25 protein-coding genes are annotated in these 24,667 nt (G+C 64.1%); 10 read left to right on the top strand and 15 right to left on the bottom strand.

Annotation, left to right across the window (positions count from 1 at the left end):
• The 4 genes from AC1TPF_RS01085 to AC1TPF_RS01070 all read right to left on the bottom strand — a co-directional run bounded on the left by AC1TPF_RS01085 (position 1) and on the right by AC1TPF_RS01070 (position 3,352).
• Positions 1–1,224: a L,D-transpeptidase gene (locus AC1TPF_RS01085; RefSeq protein ID WP_482142278.1), complete on the bottom strand. Its 1,224-nt coding sequence runs from the start codon at positions 1,222–1,224 to the stop codon at positions 1–3.
• A gap of 77 nt (positions 1,225–1,301) precedes the next feature.
• Positions 1,302–1,964 carry a DUF305 domain-containing protein gene (locus AC1TPF_RS01080; protein WP_482142277.1) on the bottom strand — a complete coding sequence of 221 codons (663 nt, stop codon included), beginning with the start codon at positions 1,962–1,964 and terminating at the stop codon, positions 1,302–1,304.
• A 102-nt stretch (positions 1,965–2,066) separates the two neighbouring features.
• The gene (locus tag AC1TPF_RS01075) at positions 2,067–2,513 is read right to left on the bottom strand and encodes a DUF6153 family protein (RefSeq protein ID WP_482142276.1); all 447 of its coding nucleotides are present in this window, start codon (positions 2,511–2,513) and stop codon (positions 2,067–2,069) included.
• Between the two features lie 191 nt (positions 2,514–2,704).
• Entirely contained in the window at positions 2,705–3,352 is a 648-nt protein-coding gene (locus AC1TPF_RS01070; RefSeq protein WP_482142274.1) for a TetR/AcrR family transcriptional regulator, read from the bottom strand.
• Between the two features lie 124 nt (positions 3,353–3,476).
• On the opposite strand from AC1TPF_RS01070, the gene AC1TPF_RS01065 reads away from it, so the two are divergent.
• A complete protein-coding gene (locus AC1TPF_RS01065; protein WP_482142272.1) occupies positions 3,477–4,199 on the top strand; it encodes a lysophospholipid acyltransferase family protein in 723 nt (240 codons plus the stop codon).
• Position 4,200: 1 nt separating this feature from the next.
• Here AC1TPF_RS01065 and AC1TPF_RS01060 read toward each other — a convergent pair whose 3' ends face one another.
• Positions 4,201–5,073, bottom strand: a complete 873-nt coding sequence (locus AC1TPF_RS01060) for an SDR family oxidoreductase (RefSeq protein WP_482142270.1) — start codon at positions 5,071–5,073, stop codon at positions 4,201–4,203.
• 116 nt (positions 5,074–5,189) lie between these two features.
• Here AC1TPF_RS01060 and AC1TPF_RS01055 point away from each other — a divergent pair, with 116 nt between their 5' ends.
• A complete protein-coding gene (locus AC1TPF_RS01055) occupies positions 5,190–6,167 on the top strand; it encodes an NAD-dependent epimerase/dehydratase family protein (protein ID WP_482142268.1) in 978 nt (325 codons plus the stop codon).
• Positions 6,168–6,227: 60 nt separating this feature from the next.
• On the opposite strand, the gene AC1TPF_RS01050 is transcribed toward AC1TPF_RS01055, so the two are convergent.
• The 3 genes from AC1TPF_RS01050 to AC1TPF_RS01040 all read right to left on the bottom strand — a co-directional run bounded on the left by AC1TPF_RS01050 (position 6,228) and on the right by AC1TPF_RS01040 (position 8,484).
• Positions 6,228–6,809: a TetR/AcrR family transcriptional regulator gene (locus AC1TPF_RS01050; protein WP_482142267.1), complete on the bottom strand. Its 582-nt coding sequence runs from the start codon at positions 6,807–6,809 to the stop codon at positions 6,228–6,230.
• A 47-nt stretch (positions 6,810–6,856) separates the two neighbouring features.
• Positions 6,857–7,786, bottom strand: a complete 930-nt coding sequence (locus AC1TPF_RS01045) for an EamA family transporter (RefSeq protein WP_482142265.1) — start codon at positions 7,784–7,786, stop codon at positions 6,857–6,859.
• A gap of 77 nt (positions 7,787–7,863) precedes the next feature.
• Positions 7,864–8,484: a class I SAM-dependent methyltransferase gene (locus tag AC1TPF_RS01040; RefSeq protein WP_482142264.1), complete on the bottom strand. Its 621-nt coding sequence runs from the start codon at positions 8,482–8,484 to the stop codon at positions 7,864–7,866.
• 100 nt (positions 8,485–8,584) lie between these two features.
• On the opposite strand from AC1TPF_RS01040, the gene AC1TPF_RS01035 reads away from it, so the two are divergent.
• A complete protein-coding gene (locus tag AC1TPF_RS01035) occupies positions 8,585–8,767 on the top strand; it encodes a DUF1272 domain-containing protein (RefSeq protein WP_482142262.1) in 183 nt (60 codons plus the stop codon).
• A 23-nt stretch (positions 8,768–8,790) separates the two neighbouring features.
• Here the strand turns inward: AC1TPF_RS01035 and AC1TPF_RS01030 are convergent, their stop codons facing one another.
• Positions 8,791–9,405, bottom strand: a complete 615-nt coding sequence (locus AC1TPF_RS01030; RefSeq protein WP_482137020.1) for a TetR/AcrR family transcriptional regulator — start codon at positions 9,403–9,405, stop codon at positions 8,791–8,793.
• Between the two features lie 100 nt (positions 9,406–9,505).
• Here AC1TPF_RS01030 and AC1TPF_RS01025 point away from each other — a divergent pair, with 100 nt between their 5' ends.
• Together AC1TPF_RS01025 and AC1TPF_RS01020 are read left to right on the top strand one after the other, a co-directional pair.
• The gene (locus tag AC1TPF_RS01025; RefSeq protein ID WP_482142261.1) at positions 9,506–10,837 is read left to right on the top strand and encodes a cytochrome P450; all 1,332 of its coding nucleotides are present in this window, start codon (positions 9,506–9,508) and stop codon (positions 10,835–10,837) included.
• Positions 10,838–10,865: 28 nt separating this feature from the next.
• Positions 10,866–11,756 carry a LysR family transcriptional regulator gene (locus AC1TPF_RS01020; protein WP_482142259.1) on the top strand — a complete coding sequence of 297 codons (891 nt, stop codon included), beginning with the start codon at positions 10,866–10,868 and terminating at the stop codon, positions 11,754–11,756.
• Positions 11,757–11,836: 80 nt separating this feature from the next.
• Here AC1TPF_RS01020 and leuA read toward each other — a convergent pair whose 3' ends face one another.
• The 3 genes from leuA to AC1TPF_RS01005 form a co-directional block, all read right to left on the bottom strand.
• Positions 11,837–13,693 carry a 2-isopropylmalate synthase gene (leuA, locus tag AC1TPF_RS01015; protein ID WP_482137023.1) on the bottom strand — a complete coding sequence of 619 codons (1,857 nt, stop codon included), beginning with the start codon at positions 13,691–13,693 and terminating at the stop codon, positions 11,837–11,839.
• A gap of 162 nt (positions 13,694–13,855) precedes the next feature.
• Positions 13,856–14,431, bottom strand: coding sequence for a nitroreductase family protein (locus AC1TPF_RS01010; protein ID WP_482142257.1), 576 nt, complete (start codon positions 14,429–14,431; stop codon positions 13,856–13,858).
• 35 nt (positions 14,432–14,466) lie between these two features.
• Entirely contained in the window at positions 14,467–15,996 is a 1,530-nt protein-coding gene (locus tag AC1TPF_RS01005) for an MFS transporter (RefSeq protein ID WP_482142255.1), read from the bottom strand.
• Positions 15,997–16,118: 122 nt separating this feature from the next.
• Here AC1TPF_RS01005 and AC1TPF_RS01000 point away from each other — a divergent pair, with 122 nt between their 5' ends.
• Positions 16,119–16,817, top strand: coding sequence for a TetR/AcrR family transcriptional regulator (locus AC1TPF_RS01000; protein WP_482142253.1), 699 nt, complete (start codon positions 16,119–16,121; stop codon positions 16,815–16,817).
• 111 nt (positions 16,818–16,928) lie between these two features.
• On the opposite strand, the gene AC1TPF_RS00995 is transcribed toward AC1TPF_RS01000, so the two are convergent.
• Entirely contained in the window at positions 16,929–18,191 is a 1,263-nt protein-coding gene (locus AC1TPF_RS00995; RefSeq protein ID WP_482137027.1) for a hypothetical protein, read from the bottom strand.
• 172 nt (positions 18,192–18,363) lie between these two features.
• On the opposite strand from AC1TPF_RS00995, the gene AC1TPF_RS00990 reads away from it, so the two are divergent.
• The gene (locus AC1TPF_RS00990; RefSeq protein ID WP_482137028.1) at positions 18,364–19,629 is read left to right on the top strand and encodes an aspartate kinase; all 1,266 of its coding nucleotides are present in this window, start codon (positions 18,364–18,366) and stop codon (positions 19,627–19,629) included.
• 2 nt (positions 19,630–19,631) lie between these two features.
• A complete protein-coding gene (locus tag AC1TPF_RS00985) occupies positions 19,632–20,657 on the top strand; it encodes an aspartate-semialdehyde dehydrogenase (protein WP_482137029.1) in 1,026 nt (341 codons plus the stop codon).
• Between the two features lie 81 nt (positions 20,658–20,738).
• Here the strand turns inward: AC1TPF_RS00985 and AC1TPF_RS00980 are convergent, their stop codons facing one another.
• Complete coding sequence (locus AC1TPF_RS00980; RefSeq protein WP_482137030.1) at positions 20,739–21,551, bottom strand: endonuclease domain-containing protein; 813 nt, start codon at positions 21,549–21,551, stop codon at positions 20,739–20,741.
• Between the two features lie 139 nt (positions 21,552–21,690).
• Between AC1TPF_RS00980 and AC1TPF_RS00975 the strand changes: the two genes are divergently transcribed.
• Together AC1TPF_RS00975 and AC1TPF_RS00970 are read left to right on the top strand one after the other, a co-directional pair.
• Complete coding sequence (locus tag AC1TPF_RS00975; protein ID WP_482143976.1) at positions 21,691–23,106, top strand: hypothetical protein; 1,416 nt, start codon at positions 21,691–21,693, stop codon at positions 23,104–23,106.
• Positions 23,107–23,207: 101 nt separating this feature from the next.
• Positions 23,208–23,942, top strand: a complete 735-nt coding sequence (locus AC1TPF_RS00970) for a hypothetical protein (RefSeq protein WP_482142251.1) — start codon at positions 23,208–23,210, stop codon at positions 23,940–23,942.
• Here the strand turns inward: AC1TPF_RS00970 and AC1TPF_RS00965 are convergent.
• On the bottom strand, positions 23,936–24,649 hold the full coding sequence (locus AC1TPF_RS00965) for a FadR/GntR family transcriptional regulator (RefSeq protein ID WP_482137032.1): 714 nt from the start codon (positions 24,647–24,649) through the stop codon (positions 23,936–23,938). The genes AC1TPF_RS00970 and AC1TPF_RS00965 overlap by 7 nt on opposite strands.
• Positions 24,650–24,667 lie beyond the last annotated feature (18 nt).

Below are 24,667 nucleotides of genomic sequence, written 5' to 3'. Positions count from 1 at the left end.
TCAGGCCAGTGCGCTGCCTGCAACCCATTGATCCCACGGCACGCTCCAGTCGCCGTTCTGCCACAGCTCCAGCGGTGGCCCGCCGGTGTTGCGGACCTCGACGATGTCCCCGGGTACCGAGAAGTCGTAGAACCACTTGGCATTGTCGGGGTTGAGGTTGAGGCAACCGGACGACACGTTGGTGTTGCCCTGCTGCGCGATGGTGTCGGCGAGCTCGTGCAGGTAGATGCCGTCGTTGCTGATCCGGGTGGCGTTGTAGATGGTTTCGCGGTAACCGAGGCGGGAGTTGACCGGCAGGCCGTAGGTCGACGAGTCCATGATGACCGGGCTGGCCTTGTCCAGCACCGTATAGGTGCCCGATTGGGTCCAGAAGTGGATGGTTTGACCGTTCACCGTTTCGGTACCGCCGCGGCCCATCGAGGTCGGCATGGTGCGCACCAGCTCACCGTTGTTGTAGACGCTGACCTGCTTGGTGGTGTCGTCGGCGATCGATACGTGAGCGTCCCCGATCGTGAACGAGGTGCTCACGTCTTCCTGACCGAACAGGTTGTCCCCGAGCTGGATTCCGTAGACATCAGCGCTGACGGTGACAGTGGTCCCCGGGGTGTAGTACTCCTGGGGTCGCCAGTGCGCGTTCTGGTCGTCGACCCAGTTCCAGGCGCCGGTGACCGACGGGTCGGTGCGCACTGACAGCGTGCGTTCAGCGGCGGCGAGGTCGGTGATGGGTTCGTCGAAATGCGCGACGATCACCGTGCCCACGCCGTAGGTGGCGCCGTCGGCGAGCAGATTGCCTCCGGTGGTCACGAACGTCGGTTTGGTCTGGTTGCCCGGCGTGATCGTCGCGAACGAGGCGGTCTCTTCGGTGCGCTGACCGTCGTTGATCGCGCTGGCCACGATGGTGTAGTCGCGGCTGTATCCCAGTGGCTCAGCGGGTTTCCAGGCAACCCGATCGGGAGTGAAGATGCCGTCGATGACGGACCCGTCCTCGTTGGTCATGACCACCGATTCCAAGGTGCCGAGTGAGGATTCCACTGTGACGGGGTCGGTGGGGTTGAACGAGACTTCGCCGTCACCGGGAGTGAAGGTGATGACGGGAGCGGCGGCTGCCGCTTCGGAAGACGGCTCGCCGGTTGATTCCGAGGGCGAGGTGGATGAGGAGCAGGCCGCGAGCATCACAACGATGAGCGGCAGCAACAACACCCGGAGTAGGTAACGGATATGCATGAGACCTCCAGATAGTAGAAGGACGGCACGCCAGCGTTCACGGAACGCGGCGTGGGGGAATGGAAGTGCGGTTGTGTTCAGGGCTGCGTCTGCATTGCCTTCATGGTGTCGATCTCGGCTTGCTGGGTTGCCGCGATGGTGTTCGCCATCTGTTCGACCTGCGGGCTGAGTCCGTCGGCGATCACGGTGTCGGCCATTTCGATCGCACCGACGTGGTGCTCGATCATCATCGACAGCCAGGTCCGATCGAAGTCGACACCGTTTTTGGCGGCCAGGTCGGTCATGTCCTGATCGGTCATCATTCCGCTCATCCCGCTGGCGCCGTGGTCCATGTCGGTGCCGGGGGCCGGCTGACCCCACTGCTCCAGCCATTGCTGCAGCTGCGTCATCTCCGGACCCTGCGCATTCTCGATGGCCGTGGCCAGCTCGATCAGCTGCGTGTTGGTGCTGCGGCCGTCGACGAGCCCGGCCATCTCCACAGCCTGCGCGTGATGGGGATACATCATCTGCGCGAACATCACGTCCGCGTGGTTGAACTGGGCCGTGGTCGCTGTTGACCCGGCGCTACCCGGAGCGTTGGACATCGACGATTGCGACATCGAATCCATGTCATGGTGATCGTCGTCGTCGTTGTTGTCGCCACAGCCGGCCAGCACAAGTGCGGCGACACCGAGACCGGAAACGGCGAGTTTGATACGGGTGGAACGGTTTTTGGACAGGATGGAATGGGTCAAAGACATCGGGGATCTCCTCAGGAAAATTGTTCACGAAATCGGATGGACTGACGCGTACCTGACGGCACGCCGAAGGACGGTCACCGCAGCAGGGCGGTGAGATGCCCATCAGATCCGCAAAATCGACAATTTCTCCAAAGTTGTTGTTGCCCAGGGTGGTGCCCGGGAAGCATGCCTGCCGAACAGGCCGATGCCCGACTGGCGGGCACGTGCTCCGAAACGGTGTTTCAACAGTCGTCGAATGAGAATCAACGCCGAGGCGATGGTGATGACAGCCATGCACATCGCCATCCCGGTATGTCCGGAGCAATTGGCGGTGCAGCTCTCCACAATCTGCGATATGCCCGACGCGGTCGGCGTCGAATGCTCGGTCATCGATCCGGCCGTCACCAGGTGTCCACCGGGGGGATGCACCATCGGTACCGAGTGCATCAACAGCACACCGACGAGTACGGCGAGCGCCGCACCGGCCGTCATCAAGCCGCGGCTTTGATCGCGCCACCGGAAAGGTGCGGCGACGAGAGGTCGCGAGTCCGCGTCCACGGCCGTCGACATGCGCACCTCCCATTCTGCCGTACTTCCACGACTATTTTACCCCCCACGGGTATACCTCAATCGTGGATGAATTCCCACCATGAGCGTGATTTGTGACCCAGTCCATGCTGGTTCTGCTTGTGGGGCAGGTCATTGCGTGAGTCATTCACGCTGTGCGGACCTCTGTCCGCAGAGACACCGGGGAAAGTCGACTAATACAGGGTGCCGGTCACCAGCGGTGCGATCGTCCGGCGTGCGATGTCGCGCGCGACGGCTTTGTCGTTGAGGTCGAAGCGACCGTCCGGGACCACGAGATACCCCAGGGTCAACCGGACGATGGCGTCTGCCTGGATGGCGGGATCGGAGGGCGGGAGCAGGCAGTCTGCCTGCGCCATCGCGATGCGCGCGGCGATGAACTGTCGGCCCAGCTCGATGGGCGAGGGATCGCCGCTGGACAGGACCGCCAGGACCTCGCCGCCGTGTCCCGGCTTCGGGTTGTCGCCGAGGAACCGCTTGCGCATCTGTAGGCAGGCCACGAAGGCTTCCACGATGCGCTCGGTGGGATCGGTGACCTGCAGGAAGGTGGCGGTGATCTCGGTGAGGAAGGTGCGGAGCAGGTGTGCGATGGCTGCCTCGAACACCGCGTCCTTGCTGCCGAACCGCCGGAACAGGGTCGCGCGGCTGACACCGGACCGCGCCGCCACGTCGTCCATCGTTGCCGCCCGGGTTCCGAACTCGGCGAGCACGCTCAAGGCGGCATCGAACACGTCGTCATCAGCGGAATCGGCGGGTGTGTCGGATATGGCCGCGATGGCGGCTCGCTCGAACAATCGGGGCAGGGGTGCGCCAGGGCGTGGCATCGAAGCAGTATCGCACCCGAGACTTATCTGCTGGTAACAGACTCATGTCCGATCTGGGGAGCGAGATACACGGGTCGGCCGACCCTTAACCTACGGTGGCGTAACTTACGGTACCGTAGGTTCGGTGAACATCGATATTTCAGAGGCCGACCAGGTGTATGCCCACTACCTGGACCATCAACAGGACCGCCGCAATGCGTTGATGAAATACGGCTTCCTGGCGCTGAAGTACCGTCCACGGGTTCGATTTGATGAAGCCGGTGGGAAAGCAACGCTGACTGGCCTGATCGAGTCCGGCGTGCGGTTGGTGATCTCCATCAATCACATCAGCGAGGTTGATCCGTACACGGTTGCGGCTGCGGCATTTCGGTCTCCATTGCGTTCGCTGATCGGCCGCACGCGCATCCTGGCGAAGGATGAGTTGTTTGTCGACGAAGAACTCCGTCGGAAGATCGATTCCATGGGAGGCATTCCGGTGTTCCGGGCGAAGAGCCATGGAACCCGGGTCGCAGCCGAGGCGGGCCTGAAGATGATCGACACCTGCGTCGAGCGGATGTCCCGTGGGGACAGCATTGCGGTGTTTCCGGAGGGCACGTGCAATCTCGACGACCCCGCCACGGTGGCGCCGATCGGTAGCGGAGTCGCCCACATCGCGGTACGGGCAAGAAACGCCGGTTGCCGAGTCGTGCTGGTCAACATGGGGTTGTCCTACAAGGGGGCGGGCAACCGAAAGCCTTTGGTGGTCATGGGAACTCCCACAGAACTGGAATCGAAAGCGCGTCCCGCCGCCGTCGCGCGGCAGATCCGACTCGATCTGCAACGCCTCGTCAACCTCGCAAACGCCTGACTCAGTGCGCAGGCGTCTGCTTCTTACGGCGCCCGAATGTTTGGAAGCGGTAGAGGTAGGGCGCGATGCGGTAGAGGGGGACCGCGCGCGGCCATTCGTTGGTCCGGAAGTACGCGTCGGTGCCGCCGTCGACGAATATGACACTGCCGCAAAGGAAGTCGGCGGCGTCCGACAGCATGAAGATGACCCAGTCGGCGAGCTTGCCGGGATCGCCGAACCCGCCGACGGGGACCGGGAACTTCTTGACCGCCTTGGATTCCGTGGGCGAGGCGAGCTGGGCTTCGAGTAGGGGTGTCATGATCGCGCCCGGGGCCAGCGCATTGAGCCGGATGCCCGCACCTGCCCATTGCGGGGAGACCGCCTGTTGTCGCACCCAGCGGCTCACCGCGATCTTCGACGCGGCATAGGCCATCACCGAAGCGGCCTTTCCGAACATCTGAACCGACCGCACGGCCTTGTCGCTGTCGCCCGCCAGGAAGGCTCGGATGGCACGACGAGGTACCGCCGGCACTGTGGTTGTGGAATTACTGGAGAAGACAACCACTTTCGCGGCGTCGGTGGCCGCCAATGCCTCTCGCCAGCCCTGCAGTAGGTCCACAACGCCGAAGTAGTTGACCTCGGCTATCAAGCGCGGGCGGTCCTTACCCGGGCCGGGTCCGAGCCCGGCGGCGAGCACCGCGCCGTTGAGTTTGCCCTCCGACCTCGCGAGAACCTCCTTGATGGCGTTCTGGCGACCCGCTGCCGTTGACAGATCGGCGATCACGTCGGCGTCCTTGAGGTCGACCCCGATGACGGTGTGGTCGGCTGCGGCAAGCTTGGCCGCCACTTCGCGGCCCATTCCCGATGCGGCTCCAGTTACGGCATATATGCCCATGGCACTACTTCCTCGACGGTCGGGGGTTGGGATTCTCGCATTAGTGGTCCAGCGGAACAGTAATGTACGCGGTGTACGCCGTCGGGGAGGCTGTTCGGCGTGAAAGGAGTGGTTACATGCTGGTCGCTGTCACCGGGGGAACCGGCTACCTCGGGGCCCACCTTGTCCGTGCGGTTCTGGAGGCCGGGCATCAGGTCCGTCTGCTGGTCACGCCTGACGAGAAGATCGATGAGTTGCTCGCGGTGCTGACTGCGGCCGGGTCCGTCGAGACCCTGGTCGGCGACGTGCGCAGCGCCGACACGGTGGACGCGCTGTTGTCCGGGACGGACGCCGTCATCCATGCCGCCGGGGTGGTCGGAACCGATGACCGGCGCGCAGAGCTGATGTGGGAGGTCAATGCGTATGCCGCCGAGGCGGTGATGCGGTCGGCCGTCGAGCGGGGGCTTGATCCGGTGGTGCTGGTGAGCAGCTACGCGGTGCTGACACCGACCACTGATCCGATCGTCACCCTCGATACCCCGACAGCGCAGGCGCGCAGTGCTTACGGCAAGAGCAAGGGATATGCCGAACGTGCTGCCCGGGTGCTGCAGGAAAGCGGTGCTCCGGTGGTGGTCACTTATCCGAGCAGTGTGGTCGGGCCTGCGCTGCACACTGCTCCGGGCGTGACCGAGCAGGGCTGGGGCACCATCGTGCGTTCCCGCTGGGCACCGCGGGTGCGCGGTGGCATGCAGATGATCGACGTCCGAGATGTCGCCGATGTGCATGCCGGCATCATCGATGCCGGACCCGGACAAGGGCCGCGCCGCTACCTCTGTGGTGGCCAAATGCTGACGTTTGACGGCATGGTGGATGCGGTCGAGGCGGGTATGGGTCGTAAGGTGCGACGGATACCGCTGCAGCCGAACATCTTTCGTCGACTTGGCAAGATGGTCGATGTCATCGGCCGATGGATTCCGGTCAGCGGCGGCTTCAGTGGTGAAGCGGCCGAGTTCCTGACCGCTGCCGTCCCAACCGACGACACCGTCACGTTGAACGATCTCGGAATGAAGTGGCGTTCTCCGTCGGACGCGATCGTCGCCACCTTCCGACCGTAACCTCGATGATGTGCGGTTCTGGCGAACAAACGCCCAGGTCGCGCCCGCCAAAACAGCACATCATCGGGGTTTGGGAGCGGCGGCCAGGGTCAGTAATTCGGTGATCCGCGAACGCAGCGCCGCCGTGTCATCTTGGGCGGCAATGGTTGTGGAGAAGAGTGCGGCGCCGGCGGCCATGATCAAGATGGCCCGGGCGTCGTCGCGGGCAGCTTGATCGCCTTCGGTGAACAGGTCGATCGCCGGATCGCTGAAGTGGCGCCAGAGTGACGCACGCAGGTCGGGGTCACTCTGCAATGCCACGAGCAACCCCGGCAAGGCTGCCTGAACCTCGTCCCGTGCGAACAAGAGGTGGCTGCCTTCCACCACCCACGCGATCCAGCCGCTCTGATCGGTACCGGTGAACGGTGCGAGGTCGGGTGCCTGGCCGAGAATCGCATGCAACACCAACTCGGCCTTGGATGACCACCGCAGTTGGACGCTGGTGCGGCTCACCCCCGCTCGAGCGGCGACCTGGCGCAGACTCAGTCCGTCCCAGCCGGACTCGAGGAGCAGTTCGAGACACGCGGAAAATACCCGCTCGTCGATCGAGTCGTCGCGTGGGCGGCCGACCTGCTGCCCATCGTGTTCCGCCGACCCGGTCATTTCCCAGATTCAACCAGGCCGACCGGGGTTCTTCGGTGAGCTTCGCGCTATGCGGGGATCGGGGTCTCCGCCGCCGGCCGAGTCTCGGTTGTCGGCTCTGGTGCGCGCCGCGCGCTCAACCCGGCAAAGCAGCCGATGATCACGACGGCGGCACCGATGATTTCCCAGGGTCTCGGCGTCTCGTCGAGGAAGATCCAGGCGGCGGTGATGCCGACCACCGGGACCAGCAATGAAAATGGCGCGACTCGTGACGCCGGGTACCGCGACATCAGGTAGGTCCACAGACCCGAACCGGCCGCGGTTCCGAGCACCACCACATAGGCGAGACCAGCGAGGGCAACGAGTCCGGTGTGCGAACCCACCGTGGTGATCGCGTCGAAACCGGCCTGCGGTCCCTCGACCGCCAGGCTGAGCGCGTACAGCGGAATCGGTGGGATGACGCACATCCACAGGGTCAGATGCAGCGCGTTGTCCGGGCGGGCCAGGCGCGACCCGATGTTGCCAAACGCCCACCCCAGACCGGCGACCAAGGTCAGGAGGACCGGCAGTAGGGCGGCGCCGGCGCCGTGGGTGGTCCGGTCGACGCCGATGATCGCCATGCCGGCGACCGCAACACTGATGCCCAGGATCTGACGCCTGCTCATTCGTTCGCCGAGCAGCAGTACGCAGAGCAACACGGTGAACGGTGCCGACGACTGCAGGACCAGAGAGGCGAGGCCGGTGGGCATACCCTGGTCCATTGCGAGGAACAGGAATGCGAACTGGACTGTGCCGAAACCGATTCCGTAGAGCAGCAGCCACCGCAGTGGCACGTTCGGCCGCGGGACGAACAGGATCACCGGCACCGCCATCACGGCAAAACGCAGGGCCGCGAAAAACAGCGGAGGGAAATGTTCGAGGCCGACGTGGATCGCCAGAAAGTTCAGTCCCCACAGCAGCACAACGGTCAGGCCCAGCATGCGGTCGCGAGTAGTCACCCGTCAATGTTTAGTGGGCGGAACAGTTCAGTTCAATCTAATTATTGTGGACGAATAATGTAGAAGAACTTCACCGTTTAGGCGATGCGCACTGCCCGGAGCACGGTGTCGTTGATGTGGCCGGCCCCGGCAGACGACGGGTCGACATGACGCGGTTGTGTTCGGTCGACAAGGATCTTCCAGTTGTCATCGAGGAATGCGGCGAACTCGTGGGAGGTGTAGTAGTCGAGCGGGTTGAAATCCGCGTCGCCCGAATGTGATTGCACGTGCTGCCTGACGTGGTCCTCGGAGAAATCGTGGCTGACGACGAACAGTGTTCCCCCGGGGGCGACCGCATCGACAAATTTGCGGGCGGCAACATCGCCCGGCGCACGAAGCAGTGGGAAGTAGTGCAATGACACCAGGTCGAAAGCCGATGCTTCGGGGGGATTTTGCACCGGATCGGCATGCGTCCAGGTGATGGACGGATGATCGTTCAGTTCTTTTGCCCGCGCGAGCGCGGCGGATGAGATGTCGACGGCGGTCACCGTCCAGCCGTGGTCGGCCAGCCACCGCGCGTCGGCGCCTTCTCCGCATCCGACGTCAAGTGCGGTGCCTGGTGTGAGGTCGGCGAGTTCGCCCTCGAGTGCGTGGTTCGGGTTGTTGCTCCAGACGCGATCGGTGTTGGTGTATCGGGCGTCCCAGTAGGCTTCATCCATGGTTCCCAGTGTTCCTGATGGTGCATCGCACGGCAAAGTATCTTGCCATTTCGGCAAATTCTGACCTCCCGGTACCGATTGCTACGAGGTAGGCTGAACCATGCTCGAGATGAAGAGTCAGTGTGAACTTTGTTCAGCAGCACTGGGTTTGGATGCAGCGGCGTGGATCTGCTCGTTCGAATGCACGTATTGTGCGGACTGTCGTTCCCGCCTCGACGCCTGCCCCAACTGTGCCGGTGAGCTCTCTCCGCGCCCTCGGCGCCCTCGGCGCGCGACGGGCTGACGCGGACGTCGGTTGTTGGTTTGTCAGCTGGCCGGCCCCAACAGTGCAAAGCAGGCCCGCAATGCGGTGTCTTCGATGGTGGCGACGGTGCGGCCGCTCTCGACGGCGTTGGCGGTCAGCTCGTGGAGTCCGCCGAGCAGCATGATGGCCATCTCTGGGGTCACCGGCTCGACTCCGGCGGCGCGCATCTGCGGGGTGTCGGTGAGGGCGATGATGGTGTGGACGAAATCATTGATGGCTTGCTGCTGGATCGGGCGTGCGTCCACTCCCAATGCCGGCAGCTCGCGGATCCAGCACAGGGTCATCGCCGGATGTGAATCCATCGATCGGATGTAGGCGCCGATGGCCTGCCGGATCTGATCGGTCCAATCGGCATCGGGGTCGACCGAGGCCACGATCGCGTCGATGTTCTGACTGTTGGTCACGTGCAGGAGCTCGACGAAGCAGCTCTCCTTTGACGTGAACTCCTGGTAGAAGGTGCGCCGCGACGTTTTTGCGTGGCGCACGATGTCGGCGACCGTGGTCGCGCGGTAACCGCGTTCGGTGATGGACTCGCCGAGGCCTTCGAGCAATCGGAGTCGGAACTCGCTGTTGCCCGCTGGGCTCGTCCGGGCCGGGGTTGCGGCGGGGTTTGGCACATTGCCACGATACGGCGCTCCGAAACCTTGCGACGTCTGGTACGTCGGCGTACCGTCGGTGTGAAACGTGACTCAGGACACTGGCGGGGAGTGGTTCGGCATGAGTGCAGTTCGACATGGGGCGACCATCGACGAAGGTCGTGCCGGTGCCGCACACCTCCCGCCCGGGCTTCGCATACCTCGGATACTGCAGGCCCTGCCGTTCGTGATCGCCCGACGCCAGTCGATGGCAATGGCGGCCAAGCGATTTGGTCCGGTCTTCACCATCGACACGCCGGTCTTCGGGAAATCTGTTGTGGTCGCCGATCCGCAGTTGGCGAAGCAGGTGTTCACCACACCCTCAGACGTTCTGTGCAATGTCCAGCCGAACCTCAGCCGGATCCTGGGCGAGGGTTCGATGTTTGCCCTGGAAGGCGATGAGCATCGTGACCGGCGCAAATTGTTGACACCGCCCCTGCATGGCAAGGCGATCAAGGTCTATGAGCAGATCGTGGCGGAGGAACTGGCAAAAGAGACCGAAACCTGGACCGAGGGTGAGGAGTTCGCAACAGTTGATCCGATGATGCGGGTCACGCTGAATGCGATCCTGCGGGCGGTGTTCGGCGCGCAGGGCGAGCACTTCGACTCGCTGCGTGAGGTCATCCCGCCGATGGTCGAAAAGGGGTCGCGGTGCGCCACCATCCCCGACTCGCTACAGAAAGGCAAGGTCGGGCCGTGGGTGCGATTCAGGGCGCTGCGGGTCGAGTATGACGCGATCATCGAGGGGATGGTCGAGACCGCCCGTCACGACCCCGATCTCGAAACCCGCACCGACATAATGGCACTGATGCTGCGGAGCACCTACGACGACGGTTCGGTGATGTCCACCAAGGAAATGGCGGACGAACTGGCGACACTGTTGGCGGCCGGCCACGAGACCACTGCCAACACTCTCGCGTGGGCATTTGAACGGCTCAGCCGGCACCCGGAGTTGTTGTCGCGCTTGACCACCGAGGTCGACGAGGGCGGCTCGGAACTGCGCCAGGCGACCATCCTCGAGGTGCAACGCAGCAGACCCGTGATCGATTTCGCCGGCAGGCACGTGCTGGCTCCGATGTATGAACTGGGGCAATGGCGAATCCCCAAGGGCAGCACCATTCTCGTGGGCATCTCACTGATGCACGACGACAGTGAACAGTTCCGGAATCCGGAGATCTTCGATCCGCAGCGGTTCGTCGGCAACCGGCCGTCGGCGGCGTGGTTGCCGTTCGGGGGCGGCACCAGGCGTTGCATCGGTGCGGCGTTCGCGAACATGGAGATGGACGTGGTGCTGCGCGATGTCCTGCGCGACTTCGAGATCGTCGGCACCGACGCCCGTCCAGAGCGCTGGCACGGACGCGGAGTGGCCTACGCACCGCGCCGCGGGGGGCGTATGGCGGTCCGTCGGCGCTAGTACCGGTACCGCGGCTAGCGTTGCGGGTATGGACCTGCAGCGCTTACGGATACTGCGAGAGTTTGCCGACCGCGGCACGGTCGGCGCCGTCGCACACGCGTTGAACATGACACCGTCGGCGGTCTCGCAGCAGCTCAAGGTCCTTGGCCGGGAGGCCGGCATCGCGTTGCTCGAGCAAGATGGCCGGCGAGTGAGACTGACCGAGGCCGGTCGGGCCTTGGTCCTGCGGGCGGACGAGGTCGTCTTGGCGGTCGATCGTGCGGCCGAAGAGATGGCGTCGTATCGCGACGATGCGGTCGGTTCCGTGCGGATTTCGATGTTCCCGTCGGGTGCCGCCTTACTCCTGCCCGGACTCATGGAGCGGATGGATGAGGCCGGTATTGCCTTGATCGCCCGCGATGAGGATGTGCGGTATCAGGAAGCGCCTGCGTTGCTGTCCGATTCGGATGTGGTTCTCACGCACCGTGACGAGCGGGCGCCGCAGGTGGTCTCGGCCCGCGTTGCGACCACGTTTGTGATGCGTGAACCCATCGACCTGGTGGTCGGTCCCGACCATCGTCATGCCGGACGCAGCGAGGTCACGCTCGGTGAACTCGCCGACGAGGACTGGATCAGTGTGCGTGATGGGTTCCCCGTCGACGACGTGCTGCTGTCGCTGGCCGCGATCACCGGAGTGCAACCCCGGGTGATGCACCGTATCAACGACTTTCGGGCGATCGAGGCGTTGGTGGCGCGGGGCCATGGGATTGCCCTGATGCCTCGGTATTCCGTCTTCGACCCCAACGTCGTCCGGCTGGTGCTCACCGGCGTCCGGGCGGCGCGGGTGTACGAGGCGCTCAGTCGTCCGGGGGCACAGGACCGCGGCGCCGTGCGTCAACTGGTCAGTGCCCTGGTCGCCGAGGCGCGCGAACTCGATTAGATCCCCGCCACCTGAATTTGTGCCGTCCAGCAGTGATCACTGCTGGACGGCACAAGTTCGAGTGGGTGGTTGGTCCGCGGTTACGGGGCCCAGGTCCGAGGCGCCTGCTCGGCGTCCTCGGGGACATCCGCACCACCGGCGGCGCGCACCGAGCGGTTCACGGCGGAGACAACGGCCCGCAGCGATGCGGTGGTGATCGACGGCGCGATGCCGCAGCCCCACACGGTCTCACCGTTGATCTCGACCTCGACGTAGGCGGCGGCGTTCGAATCGTCACCCGAGGTGAGCGCGTGCTCCGAGTAGTCCAGGACCTGGATCTGATAACCGACGGTCGACAGCGCATCGACAAAGGCGGCCAGCGGACCGTTGCCGGCACCGGAGATCTCTTTCTCTTTGCCGTCGATCTTGACCGTGGCGGTGATCTGGTCTTCGCCGCCGTCGATCTCGGCTGCGTCGACACGCTGCTTGATGCGCTCGAGCGGTCGGACCGGCTGCAGGTACTCCTCGGCGAAGACGTCCCACATCTCCTTGGGCGACACCTCGCCACCTTCGCCGTCGGTGATCTTCTGGATCTCGCGACTGAACTCGATCTGCAGGCGCCGGGGCAGCTGCAGTCCGTGGTCGGCCTTCATGATGTAGGCGACGCCGCCCTTGCCCGACTGGCTGTTGACCCGGATGACCGCTTCGTAGTTGCGGCCGACGTCCTTCGGGTCGATCGGCAGGTAGGGGACTGCCCACGTGATGTCGTCGATATCGGAATCTGCGGTGTCCGCATCGATTTTCATCTGATCCAGGCCCTTGTTGATGGCGTCCTGATGGCTTCCGGAGAAGGCCGTGTAGACCAGATCGCCACCGTACGGGTGCCGCTCGTGCACGCCGAGCTGGTTGCAGTACTCGACGGTCCGGCGGATCTCGTCGATGTCGGAGAAGTTGATCTGTGGGTCGACACCCCGGCTGAACATGTTCATGCCCAGGGTCACCAGGCAGACGTTGCCGGTGCGCTCACCGTTGCCGAACAGGCAGCCCTCGATCCGGTCGGCGCCGGCCTGGTAGCCCAATTCTGCTGCGGCGACGCCGGTTCCGCGGTCGTTGTGCGGGTGCAGACTCAGGATCACCGAATCGCGGCGGGCCAGGTTGCGGTGCATCCACTCGATCGAGTCGGCGTACACGTTGGGTGTTGCCATCTCGACCGTGGCAGGCAGGTTGAGGATGATCGGCTTCTGCGGTGTGGGGTCGATGACCTCGGTGACCGCGTCGCAGACCTCTTTGGCGAACGAGAGTTCGGTGCCGGTGTACGACTCCGGTGAGTACTCGTAGCGCCAGTTGGTATCCGGGTACTTGCGCTCTTCGGCCTTGGCCTTGTGGGCGGCGTCGGTGGCGATCTTCTTGATCGCGTCCTTGTCGGCGCGGAAGACCACGCGGCGCTGCAGGATGGACGTCGAATTGTAGAAGTGCACAATCACGTTCGCGGCGCCACGGCAGGCGTCGAAGGTGCGCTCGATCAGTTCACCGCGGCTCTGCGTCAGTACCTGGATCGTGACGTCGTCCGGGATGGCGCCGTCTTCGATGATCTCGCGGACGAAGTCGTAGTCGGTCTGGCTGGCCGAGGGGAAACCGACCTCGATCTCCTTGTAGCCCATCCGCACCAGCAGGTCGAACATGCGGCGCTTGCGGGCCGGGCTCATCGGGTCGATCAGGGCCTGGTTGCCGTCGCGCAGATCCACCGCACACCACATGGGTGCGCGGTCGATGACCTTGTCGGGCCAGGTGCGGTCGGGGAGCGTTACCGGCTCGACCTCGTCAGCGAACGGACGGTATCGGTGCGCGGGCATAGCCGAATTGCGCTGGGGATTCCAGGAGGGCTGATCGGCGGGGATGGGGCCGGCCGGTTCAACAATTCGGCTGGCATTGGAAGTGAAAGCATCTGCGGCAGGCATTGGGTCAATCTCCGGGGGTGGTGGGGGGTAAGACCGGCGCGTCACAAAGCCCGCGACGGGAAGCCGGTCTGGATCAGACCCCGCCGCGGCAAAGGAGAAGGAGCACGCGCTGCATGGTGGCGACTCTACTCTCGTCGTTCTCGAACTCCAAAGGGGGTCCTGTCAGGGCTCTGACGTGTACGAATTGCCCCAGGAGTCGCGAAAGACGACATCGCGCAGCGGCAACCTCGTGCGCTCGCGCCGGTCACGTTCTGCGACTTCGGGTGCAAGTGCGTTTGGGGCGGCGAGCTTGCCGATGGCCACAATGAGCAGTGGTCGATGGCCCGGCGGTATGGCAAACCTCTCTGTCATCTTCTCGGCGCGGAACCCGCCCATCGGATGGGCATTCCATTCGCCTGCCTGCGCTTGCGTGATCATCTGCGAGGCGGCCAGGCCGACGTCCATGGTTGCGTAGTCCTGCATCTTCGGTTCGTCCGGAATGTCGGTCGTACACAACAGGATCAACGCGGCCGCGGCCGGTGCCCAGGACTGATTGCCGCGCTTGAGTCCGTCGACAAGACCCGCGAAGGTGCTGTCGCCGCGCACTCCGACCAAGAAACGAACGGGCTGGTTGTCGCCGCCGGTTGGCGCCCATCGACCGGCCTCGAGGATTTCTTCGAGCTGCTCGTCGGAGATCACCGCGGCGCTGTCGTAGCCGCGGGCGCTCCACCGTCCGGCCAGGATCGGATGTAGGGGCACGGTTGTAACTCCTTGTGGTGGAGCCGGTTCGACTCCTACTTGGCCGGTTCTACGGCTGGTGTCCGGGTGCGCAGCAAGACCGCGACGATGACGGCCATCGCAGCCAAGAGTGCCACGTTGACCACTGCTGTGACGTGCAGGCCGTCGACAAAAGCGCTGCGTGCGGTGTCTGCGAGCGCAGTCTGGGCGGACGGGTCGAGGTCCTGCGCATGATCGAGGGTTTCCGACAAGGTGTCCTTGGCCCCGGTGTTCTCGGTGTTGCTGCGGAACACCATGGTGGCCACCGAACCCAGGATGGCCAGGCCGAACGCGGTGCCCAGCTCGAAGCTCGTCTCGGAGATGCCCACGGCGGCGCCACTGCGCTCGGTCGGGACCGACGACACCGCGACGTTGGAGACCAGCGAGAAGATCATGCCGTAGCCGATACCCGCGATCGCCGAACTGACCAGATAGACCCCGACGCCTTCGGAGACGCCCAGCCAGATCATCCCCGCGTTGCCGATGGCGGCGAACACGATGCCGATCACAAAAGCCCAGCGGACCGAGACGAATGTGGCGATCCGAGAGGCGCTCATCGAGAAGACCGCGACCGCGATGGCCATCGGAAGCCCGAGGAGGGCTGCGGTCATCACGTCTCGTCCGAGCACCGACTGGAGGTAGATGCCGGTGAGGTAACTCAATGCGCCGAGCGTCATCATGCCGGTCAGCGCACTGCCGATCGCTGCCGAGAACCGCGCGTTGCGGAACAGCTTCAACTCCAGCAGCGGGAACGGGGTGCGGCGTTCATGACGGATGAACAGCCACATACCGGCGATTCCGATCGCCGCAAAGACCAGCGTGGTGGTGTCGAGACCTTCTGCCGCACCATGTTTGATCGCGTACACCAGCGGCAGGATGCCGAGCATCGACAGTGCGATGCCGAGCACGTCGAACGGGTCGGTACTGCCCGAGCGGTATTCCGGGACCAGACGTGGTGCGAGTGCGAGGAGGATCAGCAAGACCGGCACGTTGATGAGGAACACCGAGCCCCACCAGAAGTGATGCAGCAGAACGCCGCCGATGACCGGGCCCAGTGCGGATCCGCCGGCAAAGGCTGCGGTCCAGACACCGATCGCCTTGGCGCGGGTCACGGCATTCGGGAACATGTTGCCGATCAGCGACAGGCTCGACGGGAGCAGCGTTGCACCGCCGATACCCATGATGGCGCGGGCGGCGATCAACGATGAGGCGTCCGGCGCGAACGCGGCGACCGCCGACGCGACGCCGAAGAGCGTCGCACCGACCAGGAGTAGTCGCCGCCGACCGAAACGGTCACCGAGGTTGCCCATCGTGATGAGCAGGCCCGCGATCAGGAAGCCGTAGATGTCGACGATCCAGAGTTGCTGGGTCGCCGAGGGGGCCAGTTCGGCGCTCAGGGTGGGGATGGCGAGGTACAGGACCGAGAAGTCCATGGAGACCAGGAACACGGGCAGCGTGAGAACGGCGAGCCCGAACCACGCGCGGCGGTCGGGGCGATGATCTTTCGCCTCGGCTCCGCTGTTGGCTGGGCGGTCCGTGATGCTCACTGCACTACTCCTGGTCGATAGGGTTGGGTACAACGTACGCATATGGGTACGTTGTACGCAAAGCGTTTATTCCAGGGTTCCGGAAATTTCGGGAGAATGATCAATCGAAGGAGGTCTGCCCGATGAGTGTTGCTGATGCCGAACAGGGCTCCGATGGGGTCAAACTGACCCGTGTCGCAGTAGTCAATGCTGCCATCGAACTCGCGGACGCGGACGGGTTCGGCGCGGTCACGATGCGCAAGATCGCCGACCGGCTCGGCGTCGGAACGATGTCTCTCTACCGGCATGTGTCCGACAAGGACTCCCTGCTCATGGCCATGTCCGACGAGATCGGTGTCCGCTTTCCCTATCCGCCTGCCGGTGATGCGAACTGGCGGCAGCGGGCGTTGATCGCGGCCGACGTCGACTGGAACCTTTACCAACTGCATCCCTGGGTCCTGTTGGCGTTTGCCTCACCGCGCAGCAGCATGGGGCCGCAGAGCCTGAACTGTCTCGACTGGCTGGTGGACGCATTCCTGGAGTTGGGGATCACCACCGCGCAGGCGACGGAGATGGCGTTGTCGCTCTGGAATCACATCGCGGGCACGGTTCTCAGTACCGTCGCCGAGCGCCTGCTGCACGACCGGGCCGACGAGGACGGCGAAGGTCAAAGCGGATTCATGCGGCTGCTGGCGGGCAGGCCCGACGGGACACCACCTCCGCATCTTGCCGAACTCGTCGGGACCGGTAATCCGCAGCTGAACGATCCGCGGTATCTCCTCGATCAGGGGATCGATGCACTGTGCGACGGATTCGAAGCCAGGGCCCGTCGCCTCCGCTGAACCGTCGCGCGTGCCGACCTGACGAATTCGCGCCATCTTCAGGCGTCCGCGCCGGTTGCAACTGGCGCGGATGTAGGCAAGTGGCGCGAACTCGTGGGTTCTCGACGGACGTCACATGGCGTGCGGATACACCGTCAGCATGTGTGCGCCGAACCAGGAACTGAAGGTGATCACGATGATGGCGACGATCACCTGGGTTGATGTCCGGCGTTTGGCGAGTCCGATGGCGAACGGGATCAGCAGGACAAAGGCGGGCAGAAGCAGTCGGGGCCGACTCATCATCAATCCGCTGGAGGCCACGATCGAGACGACAACCAATGCGCCGTACACCGACACGGGCCAGGGCACCCGATCCACAAAGTTGTAGACGGCCAACGCGATGGTGATGACGATGATCCACGCGGTTGCCACCGGCGCGATTTCTGGTGAGTTCACCAGGGCGTAGTTCACGAAGTCGAAGGCCGCTTTGCCGTAGTCGATCTCGGTGTTCCATCCCTGCGTCTGGATCCGGAACCAGCCCAGCGGCTCACCGGTCTTGTGCCACACCACTGCGAGATAACCCAGATAGCCCAGTGGGCTGATCGCGATCGCGACCCAGGCACGCCAGCCGTCGCGATGCCGCAGTGCCGCGGCCAGGATGACAACACCGATAAGGACGACCGCGGTCGGACGACTCAGCCCGGCGAGCATCGCGCAGGTCCCGGCCAGCAACCAACGCTGCTGCAAGACACCGACCAGCGTCCACGCGGCCAGCGCGCAGAAGAGTGCCTCGGTGTAGGCCATCGACAGCACGATGCCCATCGGGGCCGCGGCAAAGAACACCGAGAGCAGTAGGCCCGCACGTGCCGGATCAGCCTTCGAGAGGCGGGATTCACCGGACGCGTCGCGTTCCTCGGTGAACCAGCTGGTGATACGCGCCGGGATCCAGCGGGGCGGATTCGGCCGATTCTGCATCTGCTCGCAACAGATGGCACCGATCCGCGCCACACCCACCGCGGCGAGTGCGCCGAGAAATACGTTGACGGTGAGAGCAGCACCGAGCGGGGTGAACCCGGGGATCTTGTCGACCGCGCCTGCGAGCATCGGATACCCGGGAAAGAAGGCGTAGGGCGTATCGGAGTCGCGCATTCCCTGCGCGTCGGTCTGGGTGAGAGGAACGCCACCATAGCCGTGCTCTGCGATGGCCAACATCCATTTGCCGTCCCAGGCCGACAGCACCGACCCGAGGCCGCCGCCGCTACGGAGCTGATCGAACCGCTGCAAGGTCAGCAGTCCGATGAGGCGGATCACCAGGAAGGCCGCTATCGGTTCGATCCAGCTGCGGTGCTTGTACAGCCGATCGCTGACGGTTTCGATTGTCGCTCGGCTCAGCACCTCACGGATCCTAGTGTGGACCGGCCGCGGACATCGACCGAGTGGCTGCGTCCGATGCGTCGGCGCACGTGAAGATGCAGGTGGCTATCCTTGCACGGGGCAGTAGCGGCCCTGGGTTTTTCCTGCTGTCTGATTTCTGGCAGCTCGATGCAAGAGAGAGAAAGGAAACTGCGTGGCTCTGGTCGTGCAGAAGTACGGTGGCTCGTCAGTGGGCGACGCCGAACGCATTCGCCGGGTAGCGGAGCGCATTGTCGCGACGCGCAAAGCCGGCAATGACGTTGTGGTCGTCGTGTCCGCGATGGGTGACACCACCGATGAACTCCTCGACCTGGCGGAGCAGGTTTGTCCATCACCCCCACCGCGGGAAATGGACATGCTGCTCACCTCTGGTGAGCGGATCTCCAATGCCCTGGTGGCGATGGCGATCAGCTCCCTTGGCGCCGAGGCGCAGTCGTTCACCGGGTCTCAAGCAGGCGTGATCACCACCAGCAGTCACGGCAAGGCGAAGATCATCGACGTCACGCCCGGCCGCGTCCGGTCGGCGCTCGACGAAGGCAAGATCGTCCTGGTCGCCGGTTTCCAAGGTGTCTCGCAAGACACCAAAGACATCACCACGCTCGGACGCGGTGGTTCGGACACCACCGCAGTTGCTCTCGCGGCCGCGCTCAATGCCGACGTCTGCGAGATCTACACCGACGTCGACGGCATCTACACCGCCGATCCCCGGATCGTCCCGAACGCCAAGCATCTGGCCACCGTCTCCTTCGAGGAGATGCTCGAGATGGCGGCCTGTGGCGCAAAGGTCCTGATGCTGCGGTGTGTGGAATATGCCCGCCGCTACAACGTTCCCGTTCATGTGCGCTCGTCGTACTCAAACAAGCCCGGCACCATGGTGTCCGGATCGATGGAGGACATTCCCGTGGAAGAAGCCATCCTCACCGGCGTTGCCCACGACCGCAGCGAGGCCAAGGTGACCATCGTCGGGCTCGACGACAAGCCCGGCTATGCCGCCAAGGTGTTCCGCGCAGTCGCCGATGCCGAGATCAACATCGACATGGTTCTGCAGAACGTGTCCGAGGTCGCGACCGGAAAGACGGACATCACCTTTACGTGTCCGAAGGAAGTCGGGCCGCTGGCCGTCGAGAAACTGACGAAGCTCAAAGACGAAATCGGCTTCAGCTCCATCCTTTACGACGATCTCATCGGCAAGGTCTCGCTGGTCGGTGCCGGAATGAAGTCGCACCCGGGCGTCACCGCGACATTCTGCGAAGCGTTGTCGGAGGCCGGGATCAACATCGAACTCATCTCGACTTCGGAGATCCGCATCTCGGTGCTGTGCCGCGACACTGAACTCGACGACGCCGTGCGCGCGCTGCACGCCGCCTTCGACCTCGGTGGCGAAGAAGAAGCCACTGTCTACGGCGGAACGGGGCGATAACCATGGGTGTACGTGTAGGCGTAGTCGGTGCCACCGGTCAGGTTGGCACCGTCATGCGAAAGCTGCTGGAAGAGCGTAATTTTCCCGCCGACGAGATCCGGTTCTTTGCATCGCCGCGGTCGGCAGGCAAGAAGCTCCCGTGGCGTGGCGGTGAGATCGTGGTGGAAGATGCCGCAACGGCAGATCCCGCCGGACTCGACATCGCGCTGTTCTCGGCCGGTGCCACCATGTCCCGCGAGCAGGCACCTCGTTTTGCCGCCGCCGGTGTCACGGTGATCGACAACTCGTCGGCGTGGCGCAAGGATCCCGATGTGCCGCTGGTGGTTTCAGAGGTCAACGGTGAGGAAGCGCGCAATCCCAAGAAGGGCATCATCGCCAACCCGAACTGCACCACGATGGCCGCGATGCCGGTCCTCAAGCCTCTGCATGATGCAGCCGGGCTGCAGCGCCTGATCATTTCGTCGTACCAGGCGGTGTCCGGAAGCGGCCTGGCCGGCGTCGAAGAGCTGGTGTCGCAGTTGCGTGCCGGTATCGATGACGCCGAGAAGCTGGTCCACGACGGATCCGCGGTCTCGTTGCCTGATCCGGTGAAATACGTTGCGCCCATTGCCTTCAATGTGTTGCCGTTGGCCGGCGCGCTGGTCGACGACGGCTCCGGTGAGACGGACGAGGATCAGAAGCTGCGCAACGAATCGCGCAAGATCCTCGGACTCCCCGATTTGCTGGTCAGCGGAACCTGCGTGCGGGTTCCGGTGTTCACCGGCCACTCGCTGTCGATCAATGCCGAGTTCGAGCGCCCGCTGTCTGTCGAGGAAGCCACCAAGCTCCTCGAGGGTGCGCCCGGTGTCACAGTGACCGAGGTTCCGACCCCGCTCGAGGCTGCCGGTAAAGACAACTCCCTGGTCGGACGTATTCGTCAGGATCCGGGTGCTCCGGAAGGCCGTGGGTTGGCACTGTTCGTCTCGGGTGACAACCTCCGTAAAGGTGCGGCGCTCAACACCATCCAGATTGCCGAACTCCTGGTCTAGTCGGGTCTGACACCCTGAAAACTGTCAAATAGCAGGGCTCCGAGGGCAAATAGCCCTCGGAGTTCCTGTATTTGCCAGACTTCAGGGCCGCGGTCGCGTGCGGTGGCGATCGGACCGGGCGATCGCCCGGATATCGGCGAGCACGCCGTCCCAGCCGTAGAGCACGTCGTCGTAGGTGATGCGCATGGTCATCCAGCCGTCGACCAATGCGCGACGGTCGCGACGACGATCGTTGTGGTAGTTCTCCAAGCTGGTGTGATGGGTCATGCTGTCGCACTCGAGAAGTAGCCGCCCGACTCCTAGGTCCACCCGGCCGACACCGGAGATCTGCGGCTGAACGACCACCGTGAATCCGATCGCCCGCAGTCGTACCCGGGCAATGGATTCCGTGCCCGACTGGGACGTCGGATCACATTTCTTCAGGAGCGCGGCCACTCGCCTGGCCGCCGGGCCCATCTCCGTGACCATCTGTGACACCGATAGGTCGGCGGTGTTCATGGCCGAATCGCAGGTGGCGATCCAGTGCTCGGAACTCATGCATTTTGCGGCGGTGAGCAAAGCGGTGGGGACCGGATCTACGGCGGTCAGAGCTGGGGGAGGGCGCCCGAATCCTCTGCACGCTCGACTGCTCGTCAGTTCGCCGTGCCGGGTCGGTCGGGTGTGGACCCGCCGATATCCGGGCGGCACCCACAGCTCATGTTTGCGTAGCGCGGACACGCAGCCGAGCACCCCGCCGGCCCGGACCGCTTCGACCACGTCGGGATCAGCAGTCGGCGTCGCATACCAACCGCGCCGCAGTCCGACGAGCGAGCCGGACTCGGCTTCGCGCCGGATCTTCCAATCGTCCAGCCCGTGCCGGTGCAGTTCCTTTGTCGAATAGACACCGAAATCCATGGAGATCAGACGTATTGGACGTGGCTCCGGCTTCAATCACCCTGAAGACTGTCAAATAACAGCACTCCGAGGGCAAATAGCCCTCGGCGTCCCGGTATTTGCCAGTTTCCAGGGCGAGTTATCCGGTTCGTGCTTGGATATGCGGGTGACGCGCTCTGGGAGTTGGACGGTGTTGTTTCTCGCGGTGATCGTGTCGTTGGTGATGACAGCACCAGCCGCGCAGGCTGATCCGGGTGCCCCTGACGTCGGCCCGGCCGGAACCGCACTCATCCACGGAGATCTGGCATCGACCGATTCGACGCCCAATGCCGGACCTGGGGGCGATGGAACGCTGATCGCGTCGTCGCTGCCCGGTGGTGCCTGTGCGGCAACGTTCATCGGGAGCGACGGCCTGCCGGTCGCGCTCTGCACCGGCTATGTCGGAATCGATCCACCAGGATTTGCCGTCCCGACCGTGGCGCTCTTCGACCCCGCGACCGCTGCGCCGATCGCGTCATTGCAACTGACCAAAGGTGGACTGCTCGGCGGTGTGTACGGCTATCTCGACAGCCGCGACCGCGTCGTGATGGCGGACGGTTCGGGTTCGATCCTCAAGATCGCCCACCGTAAGAATCCCGACGGTCGCTGGCAGCTGTTCATCGATGAGCGCCTGGACGTCAGTGACGAGATCCCCTCCGGCGACGCCATCACCGGACTCGCGCCGGACTTCGACGGGCGTATCTGGTTTGCAACCACCGGCGGTGTGATCGGCACCGTCGATGCGAGTGGCCATATCGGGTCCACACAATTGCCGGACGGTGAGAAGCTCACCAACGGTCTCACCATCCGCCGGAACGGGGCGTCGATCCTGACCAGCCGGGCGCTGTACGAGATGCGGGCTGATCAGCAAGGGGTACCGCTGATCATCTGGCGGGCCGCGTACGAGACCGGAGGCGTTCGCCGACCAGGCCAGCTGGCACCGGGATCGGGCACCACGCCAACCTATTTCGGTCCGAACAGCGACGAATGGGTGGCAATTGTCGACAATGCGCCGCGGCCCAAGCTGCTTGTCTATCGCTCCGACGACGGTTCGCCGGTCTGCAGCACCGACGCGTTCGGAACATCCGGGCAGGGAACCGAGAACTCGCCGATGGCATGGGGCAACTCCATCGTCATACCGAGCACCTACGGCTTCCAATATCCACCGTTTGCCACCTCAGGACCGAGTGACCCACCGGCAGCGGCATTTACCGGTGGGATGACACGTATCGATGTGTCCGACAACGGATGCCATCGGGTGTGGGAAAGCGATGACCGCATGGCCACCCTGCCCAAACTCTCCCGCGCCGATGGTCTGATCTACGCGCTGAGCTATGGCCCGCTTGCACCTGGTGGCGGAGTGCAGCAGGTCGGCCCGGTCTACTACACGGCCGTCGACTTCCACACCGGGCAGCGTCGGGCGCGTACCCAGGTTGGGGTCGCACCCGTCGATGAACCCATGCAGCTCACCGGGACGATCAGCGCCGACGGCGCCCTGTGGCAGGCAACGATCGGCCGGATGTTGAAGATCGGCTGATCGCCGCCTGGCCTCGCGGTTTCCCGTGAAACCAAACTCGCTTCATTTTGTCGCCATGGCCTGCGGGAGGAGAGGGTTTCGCGAATGCAACAATCGACAGTGTGACGCAGGACCCAGGGGATCAGCCGACTGAACCGAAGCGCGACCGCCCGAACCTCGAGAAATCAGAGGCCGGGCCGGACGACTCGGTGATCGTGCCGCCGGATCTGGAAGGGATGCCGTCGCTGGCCGAACTCGACGCGGCCGACATGGCCAGGATCGCGCAGGGCCGGACGTCCAAGGACAAGGACCACGCCGACCTCGAAGTGGACACCCCGCCGCCGGCGTCGTTGTACCACGCCTGGTTGTTGTGGCTCGGTGCCGCAGGAGCCGCGTTGATCGGTGTGGTCTACGGGTTCGCGAATCTGGGTTCGGTCACCGACTTGTTGAGAGATCGTCTTCACGAGGGTGTCCGGGACGACCCGAGCAACGCGGCACCGGCTGACCAGATCGATTCGATTGCCGGGTTCTTCCCGCCGGCGATGTTGATCACCACACTTGTCCTGCTGGCCGTCCAGTACCCGCTGCTCGTCGCGGTCGGTCGTCGCCGCAGTCGCGGTGCACGCAACATCTACGTGACGATGGCTCTGGTGATGCTGCTGTGCATCCCGATGGGCATCGACCTGCTCTTCGATTACCCGTCGGTGCCTGCGGCGATTCGGATCATCGGATGGCTGCAATTTGTGCTGCTGCTGTTCTCTGCGCTGTTCACATTGCGCCGCGGCGTCAATCAGTGGTTGCCGTCGTCGCAGCGGATGAAGCCGACGCAGATCTTCCGTCCCGGGAGCCGCTACTGAGCGCTGCCCGGGTCGGAAACGGCGGCCGCGGCCTCGACGATGATCTCGCGCATCGCCCGCTCCGCGTCTTCCGGATCCCGGAGCCTGATGGCCCTTGCGACCTGATCGTGGAGGTCGATCGCTGCGGGATTCGGGCGGGTGGGCATCATGCCGTGATGGGTCCGTCCCGCGAGGACCTCACCGACCACATCGCTGAGCGCCCGGAACATCTCGTTGCCGCTTGCCTCGAGCAGGGTGCGATGAAAGATCTTGTCCGCGAGCAGGTATTGGTCGAGGTCGCCGGAGCGTCCGTGCATCACCATGTCCGAGACCGCGGCCGCCAGGATGCGGCACTGATGCTCGTCGGCGCGCTCGGCGGCGAGCGCCGCGGCGATCGGCTCGAATCCGCGACGTAACTCTGAGAGCGTCAACAGGAACTCTGTTCGCTCGCCGGCGTCGAGGCGCCAACGGATCAGCCGTGGGTCGAAGACGTTCCACATCTCCTTGGGCTGAACGGTGATCCCCACCCTGCGGCGGGAGGCCACCATGCCCATGGATTCCAGTACGCGGATGGCCTCGCGTGCGACCGTCCTCGACACCCCGTAGTGCTTGCCGACGCCATCGAGTGTCAGCACATCCCCGGCGGAGTGGTCGTCGGACACGATCCGAGTTCCGAGATCGGTCACAACACTGCCATGCAATTCACCCACGGTTGTGTCAGATGCCACGCAATTATCTTCTCATTC

This window comes from Williamsia sp. Y853 (genome assembly GCF_056786495.1).
This window is presented reverse-complemented; position numbering and strand designations above follow the sequence as displayed.